Below are 17,896 nucleotides of genomic sequence, written 5' to 3'. Positions count from 1 at the left end.
GAAGGGCGGTCGCCGACTTCAGAGCCTGCCCCGAACGCTGCGGACGAAATCACCGACATAGCGATCGAGCGCAACCGTCTGCTCGCTGACCTGGCGCGCAGCCTCCACCACCTGAATGGCGCTCTCGCCGGTCATCCRGGCCTCGCCGCCGACGCTGCCKACACTCTCACTGACCGCATTGGTGCTGCCGGCGACAAGCACCGCGTCCGAGGCGATGCCGGAGACGATCCCGGCCTGCCGACCGACGACCTCGGCAATGGCGCTGGAGGTCTGCTCGATCGCGCTCATCGTGCCTTCGATCCGCGCGATCGCATCTGAAGCGGTGGAGGCGGCAGAGCGGATATCCTGCAGCGTGTCGGCGATGTCGCGCGTCGCCTTCTGCGTCTGCTCCGCAAGGTTCTTCACCTCCCCGGCAACGACGGCAAACCCGCGCCCTGCCGCCCCGGCACGCGCCGCCTCGATCGTGGCATTGAGCGCGAGCAGATTGGTCCGGGAGGCGATGTCCTCGATGAAGGCGAGCACGGAGCTGACCTTGTCGGCAGCCTCGGTGAGACCGGAAACATCGCGGCGCGTGGAGCGGACATAGCTTGCCGCCTCGCGCGCGGTGTCGTCGGCGTGCAAGGTCTGGCGCGTCAGCTCGCGGATCGAGGCATCGATCTCCTCGGCGGCGACCGCGACGCTGCCGACGCGCTGGGAGGCATTCTCGGCCTGGTGCGTCACATCGACGGCGCGCAGTGCCGTGCTATTGGCGTTCTCAGCCATCTGGCTCGCAGCCTGGTGCATATCGCGCACCGAAGCGCCAACCTGCCGCAAGGCCTGCCCCACGGTGACCTCGAGGTCACCGGCAAGTTCGGTCAAGGCTGCCTTGCGTTGTTCCTCCAGGGTCTGCTGGCGCGCTTCCAGAGTCTTCTCGTCGGTAATGTCGAGCAGGATGCCGTCCCAGACCACAGAGCCATCCGCCATCTTGCGCCGCGTCGATTCGCTGCGCAGCCAGACGATCGATCCGCCCGCGCCGCGGTAGCGCGCCTCAAAACGCCAGAGCGTGGCGGCCCCTTCCGGCGCCGCCCGCAGCTGCTCGAACCGCTCCCGGTCCTCGGGCAGCATCCTGCCGAGCCAGATCTCCGGGTCGCGCTCGACCTCTTCCCTGGCAATGCCAAGCGACTTGTCTATGGAGAAGGAGGCGAACCGATAGCTCGTCCCACCCGCGGGATGAAGGATGCGTTGATAGAGCGTGCCCGGCGCCCGCTGGATCAATGTCCGTAGCCTGTAGGAATTCTCGCGCCGCTCACGATCATTATTGATGACGAGGCCAACGAGCATCGTGCCCGCAGCACTGACGGCAATCATGGCCGGCACGGCCTCGCGGAGAAACCGCTCGGCGACAACCCAGCTCGGCATGAAGACCGCCGAGGCGAGCAGGCAACCGGCCCCGACCAGGCTCAGCGCCGCAAGATCGCGGAACGCCAGCGGGCGCCTGCGCCGACCCAGCCAGGCGGCGTAGGCGACACCGGCAAGGGCGTGCAGCACGATTCCCGCAACCCCGGTCTGCATACCGGCCCCGCCATTGGCGTAACGCATGGCGGCAAGCGAAACAGCAGTGACAGCGGCGGCCAGGGGCCCTCCAACCGGCCCGGCCAGAATGGCGAAGACATTGCGGGAATCAATGGCGATGCCGGGCTGGAGCACAAAGGGATGCGCCATGCTGAGTAGGCCGCCGATCGAAAACAGGACTCCGACACAGCATTGGCGCAGCCAGGGCCGCCCCTCGATCAACGGGGCCGCAATGGTCAGGATCAACGCCGCAAGCAGCAGGAACGAAAGGCTTTCGACGAGACTGATCAGAAGCAGCATGAACGGGCCTTGGGCCGGAATGATGAAATGACCGTGCTTTCAATTGTTGAAAGTCTCGCTAACGGATGGCGGCGCGCGTGGTTTTTGATAGCGTCCGCCAGCCATGCGCCGCGACATTCCAGAATCCCCGAGCCTTACCGAAGCAGCGAGTTCAGTCCCGAAGGCTGCGGCCGCGGTCGACGCCGGCCGCGTCACGCCGATGATGGCGCAATATGTCGAGATCAAAGCGGCCAATCCCGATTGCCTGCTGTTCTACCGGATGGGCGATTTCTACGAGCTGTTCTTCCGGGACGCCGAGATCGCCTCGCGCACGCTCGGCATCGTGCTGACCAAGCGCGGCAAGCATCTCGGCGAGGACATCCCGATGTGCGGTGTGCCGGTCGACCGCGCCGATGACTATCTCCAGCGCCTGATCGCCGCCGGACACCGTGTCGCCGTCTGCGAGCAGACCGAAGACCCCGCTGAAGCCAAGAAGCGCGGCGGCAAATCCGTGGTCCAGCGTGACGTCGTGCGACTGGTGACGCCCGGCACCATCACCGAAGAGCGATTGCTGGAACCCGGCCGCGCCAGCCTTCTGGTCGCGGTTGCACGCCGCAAGCTCAGCGATTCGAGCGCGCTCTACGGCCTCGCGTCGGTCGACATCTCGACAGGACGTTTCTCGGTCATGGAGGCCCCGCCGGAGCGGCTCGCCGTCGAGTTCGCCCGGCTTGAGCCGCGCGAGATCGTTTGCCCGGAGGCGATCCACGACGACCCCGAGCTGAAGGAATTCTGGCGCGAACTCACAGTGCCGGTGACCCCACTGGCTCGCGAGGGCCTCGATGCGGCTTCGGCCGAGCGCCGACTCAAGGAGTTCTTCGGCGTAGCCACTCTGGATGCCTTCGGCGCCTTCAGCCGCGCCGAGATTGCAGCCGCAGGCGCAGCGCTGGCCTATGTCGAGCGGACCCAGTTCGGCGCGCGCCCACCCCTGTCGCCACCCGTACGCGATTCCGGCAGCGCGACCATGCTGATCGACGCTGCGACACGCGCCAATCTCGAGCTGACGCGCACGCTTTCGGGCGAGCGAACCGGCAGCCTTCTCTCCAGCATCGACCGGACGGTGACCCCCGGCGGAGCGCGGCTGCTGGCGGAGCGTCTTGCCGGGCCGTTGACCGAGCCGGCGGCGATCGCCATGCGGCACGACGCCGTCGAGGCGCTGCTGAACGATGCGCCCCTGCGCGAGACCCTGCGCGGAGAGCTCGACCACGTGCCGGATATCGCCCGCGCCCTCGCCCGGCTCTCGCTCGATCGCGGCGGTCCGCGCGACCTGGCGGCGCTGGGCGCAGGCCTGAGTGCGGCACGGGCGATCGCGCAGTCGCTCGCCGACCAAGACACTCTGCCGGAAGCCCTGACCCAGGCCGCCCGAACGCTGGCCGCAACCGACCCGGCCCTGCCCGCCCGGTTGACCGAGGCGCTGGCCGACGATCTGCCGCTCAACCGCCGCGACGGACGCTTCGTGCGCGACGGCTATGACCCGGCCCTCGACGAACTCAGGCTGCTCCAGGTCGATTCGCGAAAGGTCATTGCCCAGCTCCAGGCGCGCTATGCGGCCGAAACCGGCTGCCGCACCCTGCGGATCAAGCATAATTCCATGCTCGGCTATTTCGTCGAGGTGCCGCAGGCCGCCGGCGAGGACTTCCTGAGGGAGCCCTGGCGCGCCACCTTCGTCCACCGTCAGACCATGTCGGACGCGATGCGCTTCTCCTCGGTCGAGCTCGGCGAGCTCGAATCGAAGATCGCCTCAGCCGCCGACCGCGCGCTGAAGCTCGAACTCTCGGTCTTCGCCTCGCTCAATGCCGCCGTTCTCGACGAAGCCGAGCCCGTGAAGGCGGCGGCGCTCGCTCTCGCCGAGATCGATGTTGCCGCAGCCCTTGCGGCACTCGCGGCCAACGAAAACTGGACGAGGCCCCTCGTCGATGACGGCGCCGATTTCACCATCAAGGGGGGGCGCCACCCGGTTGTCGAAGCCGCACTGAAGCGCGACGGAAAACCCTTCGTCGCCAATGACAGCGAGCTCTCGGCTCTTGGCGGAGCCGGCACCGGCGGACGCATCTGCCTCATCACCGGCCCGAACATGGCGGGTAAATCGACTTTCCTGCGGCAGAACGCACTGATCGCCGTGCTGGCGCAGATGGGCTCCTATGTGCCCGCCGCCAGCGCCCATATCGGCATTGTCGACCGGCTGTTCTCACGCGTCGGCGCCGCCGACGATCTCGCCAGGGGGCGCTCGACCTTCATGGTCGAAATGGTCGAGACCGCCGCGATCCTGAATCAGGCCGGGCCGCGCGCGCTCGTCATTCTCGACGAGATCGGCCRCGGCACGGCGACCTTCGACGGCCTGTCGATCGCCTGGGCCGCCATCGAGAACCTGCACGAGATCAATCGCTGCCGGTCGTTGTTCGCGACTCATTATCACGAGCTGACAGCGCTTGGAGACCGGCTGGCCCGCGTCACCAATGCCACTGTGCGCGTGACAGAGTGGAATGGCGAGGTCGTCTTCCTGCACGAGGTCGTGCCCGGCGCTGCCGATCGCTCCTATGGCATCCAGGTCGCCAAGCTTGCCGGCCTGCCGCCGGCCGTGGTCGAGCGGGCCCGCGCCATTCTCGGAGAGCTGGAGAAGACGGAGCGCGAGAAGCCTGTCGCCTCGCTCGTCGATGATCTGCCGCTCTTTGCGGCGCCGGCCCGGCCTCCTGCACCAGTTGCGGCGGCCGAACCTGGCCCGGACGTATTGCGCGAAGCGCTCGCCGCGCTCGATCTCGACGAGATGACGCCACGCGCTGCGCTTGACGCACTCTATCGGCTGAAAGCGCTGGATTAAAGCATCAGCCCGAAAAGTGGATTGCGATTTTCGGTAAAACCGATGCGAACACAAAGACTTAGATCATCGGACCGGATACGATTTCCGCTCCGATGATCTAAGCGCCAGCAATCCGCCGGATGCTGGTGATGGCGCCGAAGCTCTTGTCTAGGATCCGGTCGCGAGCGGTGCGCAACGGCTCGCGATGGACCGTCATCGTATAGCCATTGGCGTGCAGCAGCGTCTCGGCATCGGTCATGATGCCGACATGCCCCTTCCAGAACACGAGGTCCCCGCGCTTCAGGCCGAGGAGGCTCTCGTCGAAGGCGATTGGCTCGCCTATCGCCGCTTCCAGCATGTCGGAATCACGCGGCGAGGCGATCCTGGCCGCAGCCAGAGCCAACTGAGTAAGGCCGGAGCAATCGAGACCGAGGCTTGTCTTGCCGCCCCAGAGATAGGGGACATGCTCGAAGCGCTCGGCAACGGCGACGAAATCGGTCTCGCCCTCGCTGAATTCCGCGAGATGCGTGCGCCAGACATGGCCGCCATCCGCGAGTACGAGAAAATTGCCGCTCTCGCCAGCAACGGCCAGGCCGGCACCCAGAGACAGCGCGGCAAGCGGCGGCAGTTTGATCGAGGCTCCGGGATAGACGAAGGTCCGCAATGCACGAACGCAGTGCGTCGGCGCGGGCACATCGGCACGCAGCGCATCGTCCGGCAAATAGCCGACATAGCCATCAGCGCCGAGCTGGCCCCAGGCCCAGCCCTCATGCTGCTCGTAAACCTGCACGACCTCGCCCGCGAGTGCCTCGGTATCGAGCGGGGCATCGGGACGCGGCTCACGCCGAACCGGTGCGGAAGGGGCAACGACGCGCATGGTGACGGGATCGGCAAAGGCGCGCGCCTCGACCTGGCCGATCAGATGCCGGGCGGCGAGGTCAGGGCGGGCCGGGGTCAGGCGACGGTCGAGAATCGTGTTCATGCGGGCACCATAGCCGGAGCCTGCTCATGAGCGAAGACGCCTTTGCTCAGCCCGGCCCGAGATCACGCGCCCGTTGCACCACCAGGTCGGCAAGCCGTTCGACAGCGAGGGCCMCCGCCACGGTCCGCTGGATCACGACATTGCGCCGGTCGAACTCGTCGCGCCTGCGCGTGACGAGGCCGAGCTTGCCCATCGTGTCGAGCGCGCGGGTAATCACGGGCTTGGTGACGCCGAGCTGCTGAGCAAGGCCGCGCACGGTATGCGGTGGCAACTCGAGATAGATCGTCAGCAGGATCGCGGTCTGGCGGGCCGAGAGGTCCGCCTGACCGTCATGCACCAGATCGAGATGCACCTGCCGCCAGAGCCTGAGCGCCTGCGAAGGCCTGATCTCCAACGCCATGACTGATACGAACCCCGATCGTTACGGGTCCGTATCATTATCGCGCCAAGCTGCGGCTGCAATCGCTCTCGTCGAACAGACTTAACCGCCGACYATCGATGGCATGCCGCGCGGAGATCGCCGGGCTTCATCCCTGGACCTTCGGATAGAGCTGCTTGACCAATGCATAGGTCAAACGCGCGGCTTGGCATTCGCCGCCCTCGGGGCGGCCGGGCTTCGACGATGGGTTCCAGGCATAGATATCGAAATGCGCGTAGGACTGTGTCTTCTCGACGAAACGATTGAGGAAGAGCGCAGCCGTGACGGAGCCGGCAAACGAGCCCCCGGAGACGTGGTTGACGTCGGCGATCTTGGAATCGAGCAGCCCGTCATAGGGCGGCCAGAGCGGCATGCGCCAGACCGGGTCGTTTACCGCCTGCCCCAACCGGGAGATTTCGACCGCGAGCCCTTCATCATGGGTGTAGAAGGGTGGCAGCTCGGGACCGAGCGCAACGCGGGCGGCACCGGTCAGCGTCGCATAGTCGATCAGCAGCTCCGGGGCTTCCTCATCCGCCAAGGCCAACGCATCGGCCAGGATGAGCCGGCCTTCGGCGTCGGTGTTGCCGATTTCGACCGTCAGCCCCTTGCGGCTCCGGAGCACATCGCCCGGGCGGAACGATGCACCGGAAACGGCATTCTCGACGGCGGGCACAAGGAGGCGCAGCCGTACCGGAAGCTTCGCCTGCATGATCATGCGCGCAGCGGCAGCCGCGGCCGCGGCACCGCCCATGTCCTTCTTCATCAGCAGCATGCCGGCATCTGTCTTGAGGTTGAGCCCGCCCGTATCGAACGCCACCCCCTTGCCKACGAGCGTCACCTTGGGATCGGCCGGATTGCCCCAGACAAGGTCGATCAGGCGCGGAGCGCGCGGCGACGCCCGGCCCACGGCATGGATCATCGGAAAGTTGTGCTCGAGCAGATCGTCCCCGACCTGGCTGGTGACGCTCGCACCAAAATCCTGCCCGAGCTGACGGATCGCGGCCTCGATCTCAGCGGGCCCCATGTCGCTTGCCGGCGTATTGACGAGATCGCGGGCAAAGGCGACCGCCTCGGCGAGCGCGCTCAGCTCCACACCATCCACGCCCTCGGGCAATACCAACCGAGCGCGGACCGGCTGCGGCTTGCGGTAGCGCTCGAAACGATAGGACTGGAGCAGCCAACCCAGCGCCGCAAGGCCGAAATCACCGATCTCGCCCTCCAGACGATAATCGCCCTCCGGCAGGACCGCGGCGAGCCGGCCGGGAGCAAATGGGTCGCGTCGGCGCGCCGATGCCCCCTCGACACCAAGGAGCACCGCGCTGACAGCGCCCAGCCCATCCGGCAGCACGACATGCTGCCCGGGACGCGCGGCGAAGCCATGGGCCTTCGCAAAGCGCGCGGCCTCGGGCGCGAGGCGCTCGATGAGTGCCGGCCAGCCCGCCTTCGAGACGAGATGAACCGGGACGGCGGAGGGCGCAGAGGCAAGGAGCAGGCTGTGCACGGCTGAAGGAACCTGTTCGAAGGAGTGAGCGGCGGAGCCAGTTAAGGAAGCATTAGGGTTAACGTTTTACCACCAGAACGACCAGTTCTCTCTCGTGGCAAGGCACTCTGGCCCATGTCCCGCTGCTTCTCCGCAGTTTTGTATCCTTCGTCTGCAGCCCCCCGCGTCCGGCTGTTGGCAGCCGTCTGCCTCGCCTCGCTCGCCCTGGCCGGCTGCCAAAGTCGCGGCGGGATCGGCGACATCACCGGCTCCATCGGGCGATCCGCCCCGACCCAGCCACGCGGACCTGCCGAATGGCGCACCGAGGCCGACCAATGGGGCAAGCGCTACGACGCGAACCAGAAGGACCGGAACTCCGCCTTCTACTATGCCCGCGCGCTGCGGGCGCTCGACCAGAATGCCCAGGCCCTCGCCGTTCTGCAGAACGCTGTCCTCATACACAACGACGATCGCGAGATGCTCGGCGCCTATGGTCGTTCGCTGGCCGATAATGGCCGCTACAAGGAAGCAGACGAGGTGCTCTCGCGCGCCCATTCGCCGGAGCGTCCGGACTGGCGCATCCTGTCGGCACAAGGCACCGTCGCCGACCAGCTTGGCGAACACGCCCGCGCCCAGCAGATCTATGAGACCGCCCTCAAGCTCGCTCCCGGCGAGCCCACGGTGATGTCCAATCTCGGTCTGTCGCTCGCGCTGTCAAAGCGCCTGCCCGAGGCCGAGCGCGTGCTGCGCGAGGCGTCGAACTCCAACCGGGCCGACGCGCGCATCCGGCAGAATCTCGTGCTGGTGCTCGGCCTGCAGGGGAGGTTTGGCGAAGCGGAAACGCTGGCGCAGCAGGACCAGAGCCCGGCCGAAGCAGCCGCAACCATCGCCTATCTCAAGCGCAGCGTCAGCCAGCCCAATAGCTGGAACATGCTCAAGGGCAGCAGCAAGGCAAAGACAGCGGCATCAGCGCAGCCTGAGCAAGCGGATCGGCCCGTCCCACAGGGTTAGGGCCGCCGGTCACCTCGGCGAGGCCTTCAACCCACGAGCATATGAGCCGTCGGGAGGGATCGGCTGCATCCGCTGCGCGCCCCCTTGCCCTTGCTCAGCGCCAATATGTGCGTGGCGGCTCGCCGGTCGAGCCCACGAGGTTACTTCAGCTTCATCACCTGGATGATTGCCGGCGTCATGATAACGACGAAGAGCACCGGCAGAAAGAACAGGATCATCGGTACGGTCAGCTTTGGTGGCAAAGCGGCAGCCTTCTTCTCCGCTGCCATCATGCGCTGGTCGCGGCTTTCCTGCGCCAGCGTACGCAGCGCAGTGCCCAGCGGCGTGCCATAGCGCTCGGCCTGAACCAGTGCCGTCGAAACTGACTTGACGCCCTCGAGTCCGGTGCGGACGGCAAGGTTCTCATAGGCTTGGCGTCGTTCCGCCAGGTAGGACAGTTCGGCCGTGCAGAGCGCAAACTCCTCGGCCAGGGGCACAGACTGGCCGCCAATCTCGGTCGAGACCTTGCGGAAGGCATGCTCGATCGACATGCCCGCCTCGACACAGATCAGCAGCAGGTCGAGCGCATCGGGAAAGGCCTGCTGCATCGAAGCCTGGCGCTTCGAGATCTGGTTCGAAAGGAATATCTCCGGTGCCTTGATGCCCAGATAGGCGCCGCCGATCGCCATGCCGAACCGGATCAAAGGCGGCTGACCAAAATCCTTGATGAAGAAGACGTAGAAGAGCGTGAACAGGAAGAGACCGATCGGCGTCACCAACCGGAAAAACAGGAAAGCAATCTCGGCCTGCGGACCACGATAGCCCGCCATTGCGAGCTGCTTCTTCGCCGTTTCGGTCCCGAGCCAGTCGCCCAGCTTAAACTGATCGACGATGCGCCGCATGAACACTTTTGGTTCCTGGCGCAGCGAGACCTTATCCTGCTGTCGGTTGAGTCGATCGCGTTCGCGGGCGCGAATCTTGTCGCGTTCGATCGCCACATTTTTCATGCGCTTGTTGAGGTCGTTGCCCTCGACCAGCGGCATCGCAAGAGTCAACACCGTCGCGGCTGCGGCGACGGCGGCGAGCAGCGCGACCAGGAACTGGCTGTCGGCTAGCTTGTCCGCAATCAGGGCAATCATCCGCGCATCCTCAGATGTTGAAGTTGATCATCTTGCGCATCACCATGATGCCGATCAGCATCCAGACACCACCGGCGACGAGCGCAACCTTTCCGGTCTGGGTCAGCCAGAGCAGTTCGATATATTTGGGGCTCGTCAGATAGACGAGCAGGGCGACAACCGGCGGCAAAGCTCCAATGATCGCAGCCGATGCCTTCGCCTCCATCGATACCGCCTGAATCTTGTCGCGCATCTTCCGGCGTTCGCGAATGACTTTCGACAGATTGCCGAGGGTCTCCGCAAGGTTGCCGCCAGTCTTCTGCTGGATCGCCAGCACGATTCCGAAGAAGTTGGCCTCGGCACAGGGCATGCGCTCGTAGAGTTTTGCCGCGGCCTCCGTCAGCGGCAGGCCCAGCCCCTGGCTTTCGATGATGAGACGAAACTCCGTTCGGACCGGTTCGACGGCTTCCGCGGCAATGATCCGCAGGCAGTCGTTGAGCGGCAAGCCGGATTTGATGCCGCGCACGATGATGTCGAGCGCATTCGGAAATTCGTTGCCGAACTTCTTCAGCCGCTTCGTCCGAGTCCGCGACAGAAACCAGCGCGGCAGGCCGAAGCCGCCAATGAACAGGCCGACCAGGAGGAGCAGTGAATTGGCTGTCGCAAGGAAGAGCAGGATGCCGGTCGCGACCGCCGAAACCGCGCTGACGATGTAGAATTTGCGACGGTCCCAGCTCAGCCCAGCCTGCAGCATCAGGGCCTCAAGCGTGAGCTTGTTGCGGGCGTTCTCGCGGCTTTCTATGTCCTTGAGGCTCTGGGCGATCTGGCCGCGCTTCTGCCGCGCCTGGACCTCGCGATCGACCGTTTTTGCGGCGACCGGCCCAGTAAACCCCCTGCGGCGCTTCTCCGCTCGATTCTCGCCGGTCAACAGCGGATAGAACAGCGCGTAGACCACGCCTCCCGCCGCCAGGGTCGCCAAGACGACAACCGCGATGACACTCAGGTCCATGGCTCAGTTCCGTCCATAGCCGCGATCACGCCGCATTGGCTTCATCCTGGACCGCGAGTTGGTCAATCGCCGTGGCAAGCCGCTGCTCTTCACCGAAATAGCGAGCGCGCTCCCAGAAGCGCGGGCGGCCAATGCCGGTCGAGCGGTGACGACCGATCAGCTTGCCTGAAGCATCCTCGCCGAGCACCTCGTAATTCATCAGGTCCTGGGTGATGATGACGTCACCCTCCATCCCCATCACCTCGGTGATATGGGTGATCCGGCGCGAGCCGTCGCGCATGCGCTGGGCCTGGATGACGACATCGACCGAGGAGCAGATCATCTCCCGCAATGTCTTGGAGGGCAGGCTGAACCCGCCCATGGTGATCATGGACTCGATGCGGCTAAGGCATTCGCGTGGCGTATTGGCGTGTAGCGTCCCCATTGAACCGTCATGGCCCGTGTTCATCGCCTGCAGCAGGTCGAAGGCTTCCGGGCCACGCACCTCGCCGACGATGATCCGTTCGGGCCGCATGCGCAGGCAGTTCTTGACGAGATCACGCATCGTGACCGCGCCGGTGCCCTCAAGGTTGGGCGGGCGCGTCTCGAGCCGCACGACATGCGGCTGCTGGAGCTGCAATTCGGCGGCGTCCTCGCAGGTGATGACCCGCTCGTCCAGCTCGATATAATTGGTCAGGCAGTTCAGGAGCGTGGTCTTGCCGGAGCCGGTACCGCCGGAGATCACGATGTTGCAGCGCACCTTGCCGATGATCTTGAGGATTTCGGCACCCGGCGGCGAGATCGCGCCAAAGCGGACGAGCTGATCCAGCGTCAACTTGTCCTTCTTGAATTTGCGGATGGTGAGCGCCGGCCCGTCGATCGCCAGCGGCGGCGCGATGACATTGACACGCGAACCGTCGGCAAGGCGTGCGTCGCAGATCGGCGAGGATTCGTCGACCCGCCGGCCCACCTGGCTGACGATGCGCTGGCAGATGTTCATCAGCTGCGCGTTGTCGCGAAAGCGGATGTTTGTCAGCTGGATCTTGCCGCCGGTCTCGATGAAGGTGCGTGAGGCACCATTGACCATGATGTCGGCGATATCGTCGCGGGCCAACAGCGGCTCCAGGGGGCCATAACCGAGCACGTCGTTGCAGATGTCGTCGAGCAGTTCTTCCTGCTCGGCAATGGAAAGCACGACATTCTTGAGCGAGATGATCTCGTTGATGATGTCGCGGATTTCCTCCCGCGCCGATTCCCCGTCGAGCTTCGCGAGCTGAGAGAGGTCGATAGCCTCGATCAGCGCCCCGAAGATCATGCTCTTCATCTGGTAATAGTCATCGGACTTCGGTGTCTCGACCGGAGCCACGGGGGCTACCGGTACCTGACGGCGCATGTCGGGCGGAGGCGCATTCAATTCGGGCAGGCGGGCAGCTGAAGTCAGGGCGGCGGCCCTTGGATTCAGGGCTGGCGCCGTCGCAGCGTTCGTGGATCGCTTTCCGAACATGTCATCCCCCTTTCGCGCCGGGAAACGGCCAGCCGGCCGGTCCGAGCGAGCAGGCAGCGGCGAAAAACGGCTCCACGGCTCAAGCCCTGCGACGCTTGAGCTTGGCGACTAGCGGCTCCAGCAGGCTACGCTTTCCGCGCCTGGCCTCGCCACGGCCGGTCAGCGTGCTCGCAATCTGAATGAAGGCCTCGTTGATCTTGCCGCCGGCCTGGACCTCCGCAATCATCTGCCCGTTATTGGCGGCCGTGCCGAAGACCTGCGCATCAAAGGGAATCGCGGCGAGCACCTCGACACCCAAGGCCTTGGCGAATTCCCCCGCATCGATCTCGGGCCGCTTGGGCAAGCCGACCTGATTGAGCACCAGACGTGGCGGCGAATCATTCGGGCGGCTGGCTCGGGCCAGATCGATCAGGTTCTTGGCGTTTCGCAGCGAGGCGAGTTCGGGCCCCGCGACAACCATGACCTCGTCGGCGCCGATCAGGCAGCGCTTGACCCAGCCGCTCCAGAGATGCGGCACATCGAGAACCACGCAAGGAACACTCGCGCGCAACAGATCGAAGAGCTGCTCGAAGGCATCCTCCGGCAGGTCGAGTGTCCGGTCCAGGATCGCCGGCGCCGCCAGCAAGGCGAGATTGTCGCTGCAGCGCGAGAGCAGCCGATCAAGCATGTTGGCATCAAGCCGCTCAGGCGCGAACACCGCCTCCGCGATGCCCTGCGGCGGATCCTGGTTGAAATCGAGCCCCGCCGTGCCGAAGRCGATGTCGAGGTCGACGATCACGGTCGAGGCATCGAGATTGCGCGCCATGGCCCAGGCGACATTATGGGCCACGGTCGAGGCGCCGACCCCACCCTTGGCGCCGATCACCGCGACGATTCGGCCGAGATTGCGAGCCCCGGGCGCAACATAGAGCTCGGACAAGGTCCGCAGGATATCGAGCGGTTCGAGCGGAGCGATCAGATAGTCGCTGACGCCGCGTCGGATCAGATCGCGATAGAGCTGGACGTCGTTGACATGGCCGATGACGACGACCTTCGTGCCGGCATCGCAGCTCTGGGCCAGGGCATCGAGATGACTGACGAGCGTGGTGCCGTCGGACACCGTTTCCAGCACAATGACGTTGGGCGTGGGAGCGGTCCGGAATGCCTCGACTGCGGCTGCCGGTCCCCCCATCTGGACGCGCGAATGCGTCTTATCCATGCGGCGATCGGTGCTCGCAGTCTGCATGGCGGCGGCGATGGCCGGCGTTTCGCAGAAGGCCTGCAGCGTGATGCGAGGCAGCGGCGCGATGACCTCGTCTCCCGCAGCGCCCGCCGCCTGGGTTTCAAAATTCTGCGTCGGATCCATCAGCGGCCTCCKACCGTCGAGTTGATCTGCGGCGTCTCCTGCCGGTACTGGGTCGAGGGATCCTTGCCCTCACGCAGCTTGCCGATGGCGTTCATGCGCTTGACGATGTCGGCCCTGCCCTCCGTACGGCTGCGGACAAGATCGATCGGGTCGGCGACCTGCGCTGCCAACGTCGCCTGGCTGGAGCAGCCAAAATTCCACATGGTTTCGTTCGAGCCATCGAACTTCCAGTCGGACACACCTGCATCCTGGGTCCATTGCCCGCAGGAATGCGGTAGGCCCGCCTGCAGTGACGCGAATGACAGGCGGATGGGCGAGGCGAGGTTCGGGTCTGCGATCGGATAGGTCCTGACCGAGAGCGAGGCAGGCGACACACCGCCACGCGCCAGGGCCCTGCGCACAGATTCGAGAGTGTCATGCGTTGCCATTTCCCGGCCGCCGCCGGTCGGCACTTGGGCAACGAGCCCGCCGCGCCCGCTGCGCCGGTATTCTGCGGCAAAGCTGGCGACATCCTCGGCCTGGCGACTGTCGAGACCAGCACCGGCCCGCACGATGAAGACATCGAGCGAACGAGGGGCGTCACGCAGGACGATCGGATGCCGCTCGCGCAGATCGCTGGCACTGATCGAGCCGGTGACGTCGGTCTTCGTCGCGCAGGCACCGAGCCCAAGCCCGGCGGCCAGGACAGCGGCGACCTGCCAGCGGTGTGACCCGTGCTGTACTCGAACYGTCATGGCGCAGCCATCCCTCGCAGGTTCACAGAAGCAATTCAGTCGGCGATGAAGCCGACCCGACCCTTGTAGGCCTGCGGCAACGGCCCGCTGCTGGTGCCGTAGATCTTGTTGAGCCGGCCKAGCAGGACGGCCTGTGCGTCATGGGCATCGACGAAGCCGTCATCCGGGCGCTGGACCTGGTTCGGCTCCATCGGCTTGGCGATATAGGGGGTCGCCGTGATCATCAGCTCCGTCTCCTCGCGCTGGTAGTCGCGCGAGCGGAAGAGGACGCCGATGACAGGCAGGTTTATCAGGCCGGGGAAGCCGTTGATCGACTGTTTCGAGACCCGCTGGATGAGGCCTGCGGTCGCCAGCGTGCCGCCTGAAGGCAGCTCGACGGTGGTGTCCGACTTGCGCACGCGGAAGGCGGGAGCGTTGACGGCTTCCCGGGTGTTGCTGCCTCGGGTGACGTTACTCGTATTGCTGAGGCGCAGCTGGTTCTCGAAGTCGAGCTCCGTGACCTCTGTGGCGATGCGCATGCTGATCTTGCCGTCGGAGAGAACAATCGGCGTGAAATTGAGAGCAACGCCGACGGGCCTATATGTGATGCCAAGCGTGCACACACCTGCACCATCGCAGGTATAGCCATTGGGTACCGGGACCTCACCGCCCGCGGTGAACTTCGCGCTTTCGCCGGAGATTGCCGTAACCGTCGGTTCGGCCAGGACTCGCGCGAGGCCCGCCCGCTCCAGAGCACGCAAGGTGAAGTTCGTCGAATTGCCGATACCGGCCGTAATCGCGGTTGCAGCCAGTGCCTGCGGCTGAAGCGGCAAGGGGTTCTCGATCGAGGGCATGACCGAGAAGTTGCCGAGCTTCCATTCGCCGGAAGAGTTGATACCGAGCTGCTTGATCGCCTTGCGCGAGACCTCTGACACCACGACCTTGACCATGACCTGGTCGCGGCCGCGAATCGTCATCGAATTGATGACGGTGCCCCTGCCCCCGGAAAAGAAGCCGCCGGACGTGCCGACGAAGGCATTGGCGATATCTACGGCCTGGGTCGCTTCTGATGCGTTGGCGACATTGCCGGTGAGGAGGATCGTGTTCCCCGCCGGCCTCACCTCGATCTGCGCCTTGGGCATTGCGGCGCGCAGGGTCTGGCGCAGCACATTGAGATCGCGCCCGACCTCGATCTCGAGAGCCGAGATCTGGCGGCCTTCGGCGTCGATCACGAACATCGAGGTCGATCCGTCGGCGATGCCGATGATGAAGAGCTTGCGCGCCGAACGGACCACCGCGTTGGCGACCTTCGGATTGGCGACAAACACCTCCTTGGCGTCTCGCGGCAGCTCGACGATCAGCGAGCGTCCGATCGAGAGATCGAGCTTTCTGGCGATGGTGTGCTCACTCGCGCTGACATTCAACACCGGAGCCGGACCGGAGGACTGGGCCATGGCCGAAGTGCCGAGCAGCAGCCCAAGGGCTGGAACCACAGCAGATCGGGGAAGACGGATGACGATCATGGCTTCACGTTTCTGCTGGTGACGCCGTAACGCACGAGGGTCAGGCCGCCTTCGGTGTCGGGACGTCCGAGTTCGCCCGCGTCCTTGAGACTGCGGAGCGCCAGCGAGAGCGTGCCGGTCTTCTGCGCGTGAGCCACGTTCTCGACCTGCCGCGGGTCGAGTTCGAGCGTCGCAGTCTCGCCGATGACGACCTTTTCGCCGTTGCGTTCCTGAATGTTCTGGCCGATCGMCAGAACGCGGACATTGATCAAGATGGTCTCGCTGACGAAATTCTCGCTGGCGTTGGGACCGTTGTCTTCCTTGTAGGTGCGAATGATGTCGACCCGGTCGTTCGGCAGGATGAAACCGCCTGCGGTGTTGGCGCCGCGGCTGTCGGTGCTGATCGCGATGGCGCGCATACCAGTGGGCAGGACGGCCGAAAGGAATCCCGTTCCATCGGTCCTGATCAGCTTGTCGCGGCGGATCGGCTCGCCGCCCACCATGGCAAAGCGCGCGAGCTGGCCGGTGATCTCGGTTTCGGCCTCTGGCGCCTCGTCCCTGCGGATGACACCGGCCGGKACATTGGCGGCCGGCCAGTCGATCCATTTCAGGTCATTGGCTGCGAGCGTGTTACCGAGCGGGATATCGGCGGCCGCGACGAGCACGGGGACCGTCGGCGCCGCCTCGTAGCGGGTCACGGGCGCAGGCGCATTGGGGCGCTGGATCAACAACGCCGCGCCAAGTCCCGCGACGAGCGCGACGACAAGGATGATGATGCGGGCAGGACTCATGGACAACGATCCCCAGCCAATCTGGATTGGCTCTGGTCAGGATCGTGCCATCGGAATCGTCAACTTGTGGTTAACAGAGCGTATCTTTTTTGCCGGGATTTGCCCGACTTCGGCATTTCTCAACCCGCGACGGCGGAGCACCAAATCGCGGTCTCGGGCAGAATGAAGAGCGCCGCAAAGGCGAGCGCGATACCGTAGGGGACACCCTGATTGGCGGCATGAAGGCGCCGCGCCCAGGACCAGTTCTCGGCGACGACCGGCAGGGGGCGGGCCCGCAGTTGCAGAATGATGAGCGTAAGAACTCCACCGAAGACGGCAGCGATCAGGAGATAGGCCATCAGGTGATCGAAGCCGAACCAGAGAGTGGTCGCAGCCGCCAGTTTGGCGTCTCCGCCACCGATCCAGCCAGCAGCGAACAGGCCGAAGCAAATGACGAGCACCAGGCTGCCGGCGGCGAGATGCCAGCCAACTTCCGCCCAGGACAAGCCGAGCACAAGGGCGCAGACTGCAAAGAGCGCGACCAGGGCGAGGCAGAGCCAATTGGAGATCGTCATCGAAACGAGGTCACTTGCAGCCGCAAACGCCATGGCGGCTGGGAAGACGACGAGCATGACAAGGAGAGGGAGCGACATCGGTCCGATCCGGAAGAGCGCAATGTGAGTGAGCATGCCACGGAGGCCTCACCAAAGGCTTACTGAAAACGGATAGGGGAGGCGCGCTGGAAGCAGCGTGCCCACCCCAAAGGAAAACGCCCCGGATGGATCCGAGGCGTTCAGAAAGGCCACGGCCAACCTGAGGGTCGAGCGTCGCGTCGCTTAGGACGCAGCAGTACCCGCGAGCGAGTCCTTGATCGTCCCAAACAGCGTCTTCAGTTCGGTGCCGACCAGGCCCATGGCGCCGATGGCAGCGACGGCGATCAGGGCAGCGATCAGGCCGTATTCGATGGCGGTTGCGCCGGACTCGTCCTTGGCAAAGCGAGCGAACAGATTCTTCATGATGGAACTCCTTTTGCACCACGGTTTGACTGCTGCCTTCGCTCTAGCGGCTTCGGTCAGCGACAAGGAGGACACTACCCTGCGCCCCTTGCCGATCAGTTAAGAGAACCGAAGAATTCGCCCAATTTCGCGACCGTTATTTCGATGGTTAACGCCGAATTTATGAATTACAAGAGCCGAGAATAGGTTTCTGTTTCAAAAATATCTTCGTAACAACTAATACAATACGCACTATTGGGAGATTAGTTTGACGCTATAGAGATATATATGCCACTCAATACTTCAATCTTGAGCTTCTTGAGATCGCCCGCAGTGATGCCGAACCAGCGGATAAACGCCGCCCCGGAGTGGCATTAGGGTTTGATTCATCATTTTCGGCTTTCCTC

Annotated in this window: 15 protein-coding genes; 2 read left to right on the top strand and 13 right to left on the bottom strand. The window is 64.7% G+C overall.

Annotation, left to right across the window (positions count from 1 at the left end; all coding sequences use genetic code 11):
- Window positions 1–18: 18 nt before the first annotated feature.
- Window positions 19–1,851 (bottom strand): methyl-accepting chemotaxis protein, encoded by a 1,833-nt coding sequence (locus AC1DJT_RS07220; RefSeq protein ID WP_476833812.1) that lies wholly within the window; start codon window positions 1,849–1,851, stop codon window positions 19–21.
- Between the two features lie 103 nt (window positions 1,852–1,954).
- Here AC1DJT_RS07220 and mutS point away from each other — a divergent pair, with 103 nt between their 5' ends.
- Entirely contained in the window at window positions 1,955–4,705 is a 2,751-nt protein-coding gene (gene mutS / locus AC1DJT_RS07215) for a DNA mismatch repair protein MutS (RefSeq protein ID WP_476833811.1), read from the top strand.
- Window positions 4,706–4,802: 97 nt separating this feature from the next.
- On the opposite strand, the gene AC1DJT_RS07210 is transcribed toward mutS, so the two are convergent.
- The 3 genes from AC1DJT_RS07210 to AC1DJT_RS07200 all read right to left on the bottom strand — a co-directional run bounded on the left by AC1DJT_RS07210 (window position 4,803) and on the right by AC1DJT_RS07200 (window position 7,585).
- The gene (locus AC1DJT_RS07210) at window positions 4,803–5,666 is read right to left on the bottom strand and encodes a C40 family peptidase (protein WP_441504914.1); all 864 of its coding nucleotides are present in this window, start codon (window positions 5,664–5,666) and stop codon (window positions 4,803–4,805) included.
- A 46-nt stretch (window positions 5,667–5,712) separates the two neighbouring features.
- A complete protein-coding gene (locus AC1DJT_RS07205) occupies window positions 5,713–6,066 on the bottom strand; it encodes a MarR family transcriptional regulator (protein ID WP_476833810.1) in 354 nt (117 codons plus the stop codon).
- A gap of 127 nt (window positions 6,067–6,193) precedes the next feature.
- Entirely contained in the window at window positions 6,194–7,585 is a 1,392-nt protein-coding gene (locus AC1DJT_RS07200; protein WP_476767558.1) for a leucyl aminopeptidase family protein, read from the bottom strand.
- A 174-nt stretch (window positions 7,586–7,759) separates the two neighbouring features.
- On the opposite strand from AC1DJT_RS07200, the gene AC1DJT_RS07195 reads away from it, so the two are divergent.
- Complete coding sequence (locus AC1DJT_RS07195; RefSeq protein WP_476767557.1) at window positions 7,760–8,575, top strand: tetratricopeptide repeat protein; 816 nt, start codon at window positions 7,760–7,762, stop codon at window positions 8,573–8,575.
- Window positions 8,576–8,715: 140 nt separating this feature from the next.
- Here AC1DJT_RS07195 and AC1DJT_RS07190 read toward each other — a convergent pair whose 3' ends face one another.
- The 9 genes from AC1DJT_RS07190 to AC1DJT_RS07150 all read right to left on the bottom strand — a co-directional run bounded on the left by AC1DJT_RS07190 (window position 8,716) and on the right by AC1DJT_RS07150 (window position 17,510).
- Window positions 8,716–9,693, bottom strand: coding sequence for a type II secretion system F family protein (locus tag AC1DJT_RS07190; RefSeq protein WP_476767556.1), 978 nt, complete (start codon window positions 9,691–9,693; stop codon window positions 8,716–8,718).
- Window positions 9,694–9,703: 10 nt separating this feature from the next.
- Window positions 9,704–10,681: a type II secretion system F family protein gene (locus tag AC1DJT_RS07185; RefSeq protein WP_476767555.1), complete on the bottom strand. Its 978-nt coding sequence runs from the start codon at window positions 10,679–10,681 to the stop codon at window positions 9,704–9,706.
- Between the two features lie 25 nt (window positions 10,682–10,706).
- Window positions 10,707–12,164, bottom strand: coding sequence for a CpaF family protein (locus AC1DJT_RS07180; protein ID WP_476767554.1), 1,458 nt, complete (start codon window positions 12,162–12,164; stop codon window positions 10,707–10,709).
- 79 nt (window positions 12,165–12,243) lie between these two features.
- Entirely contained in the window at window positions 12,244–13,509 is a 1,266-nt protein-coding gene (locus tag AC1DJT_RS07175) for a CpaE/TadZ family protein (RefSeq protein WP_476833809.1), read from the bottom strand.
- Window positions 13,509–14,243, bottom strand: a complete 735-nt coding sequence (locus tag AC1DJT_RS07170) for a CpaD family pilus assembly protein (RefSeq protein ID WP_476767552.1) — start codon at window positions 14,241–14,243, stop codon at window positions 13,509–13,511. Before AC1DJT_RS07170 ends, AC1DJT_RS07175 begins: the two co-directional genes overlap by 1 nt.
- Before the next feature lie 35 nt (window positions 14,244–14,278).
- Complete coding sequence (locus AC1DJT_RS07165) at window positions 14,279–15,745, bottom strand: type II and III secretion system protein family protein (protein ID WP_476767551.1); 1,467 nt, start codon at window positions 15,743–15,745, stop codon at window positions 14,279–14,281.
- Window positions 15,742–16,515 carry a Flp pilus assembly protein CpaB gene (cpaB, locus tag AC1DJT_RS07160; protein ID WP_476833808.1) on the bottom strand — a complete coding sequence of 258 codons (774 nt, stop codon included), beginning with the start codon at window positions 16,513–16,515 and terminating at the stop codon, window positions 15,742–15,744. Before cpaB ends, AC1DJT_RS07165 begins: the two co-directional genes overlap by 4 nt.
- Before the next feature lie 119 nt (window positions 16,516–16,634).
- On the bottom strand, window positions 16,635–17,147 hold the full coding sequence (locus tag AC1DJT_RS07155; RefSeq protein WP_476767549.1) for an A24 family peptidase: 513 nt from the start codon (window positions 17,145–17,147) through the stop codon (window positions 16,635–16,637).
- Window positions 17,148–17,330: 183 nt separating this feature from the next.
- Window positions 17,331–17,510 carry a Flp family type IVb pilin gene (locus AC1DJT_RS07150; RefSeq protein ID WP_476767548.1) on the bottom strand — a complete coding sequence of 60 codons (180 nt, stop codon included), beginning with the start codon at window positions 17,508–17,510 and terminating at the stop codon, window positions 17,331–17,333.
- Window positions 17,511–17,896: the final 386 nt, after the last annotated feature.

Source organism: Allobosea sp. 05T422_2 (assembly GCF_056396265.1).
Note: the sequence above shows the minus strand (reverse complement) of the source record. Positions and strands in the feature narration are given on the sequence as shown.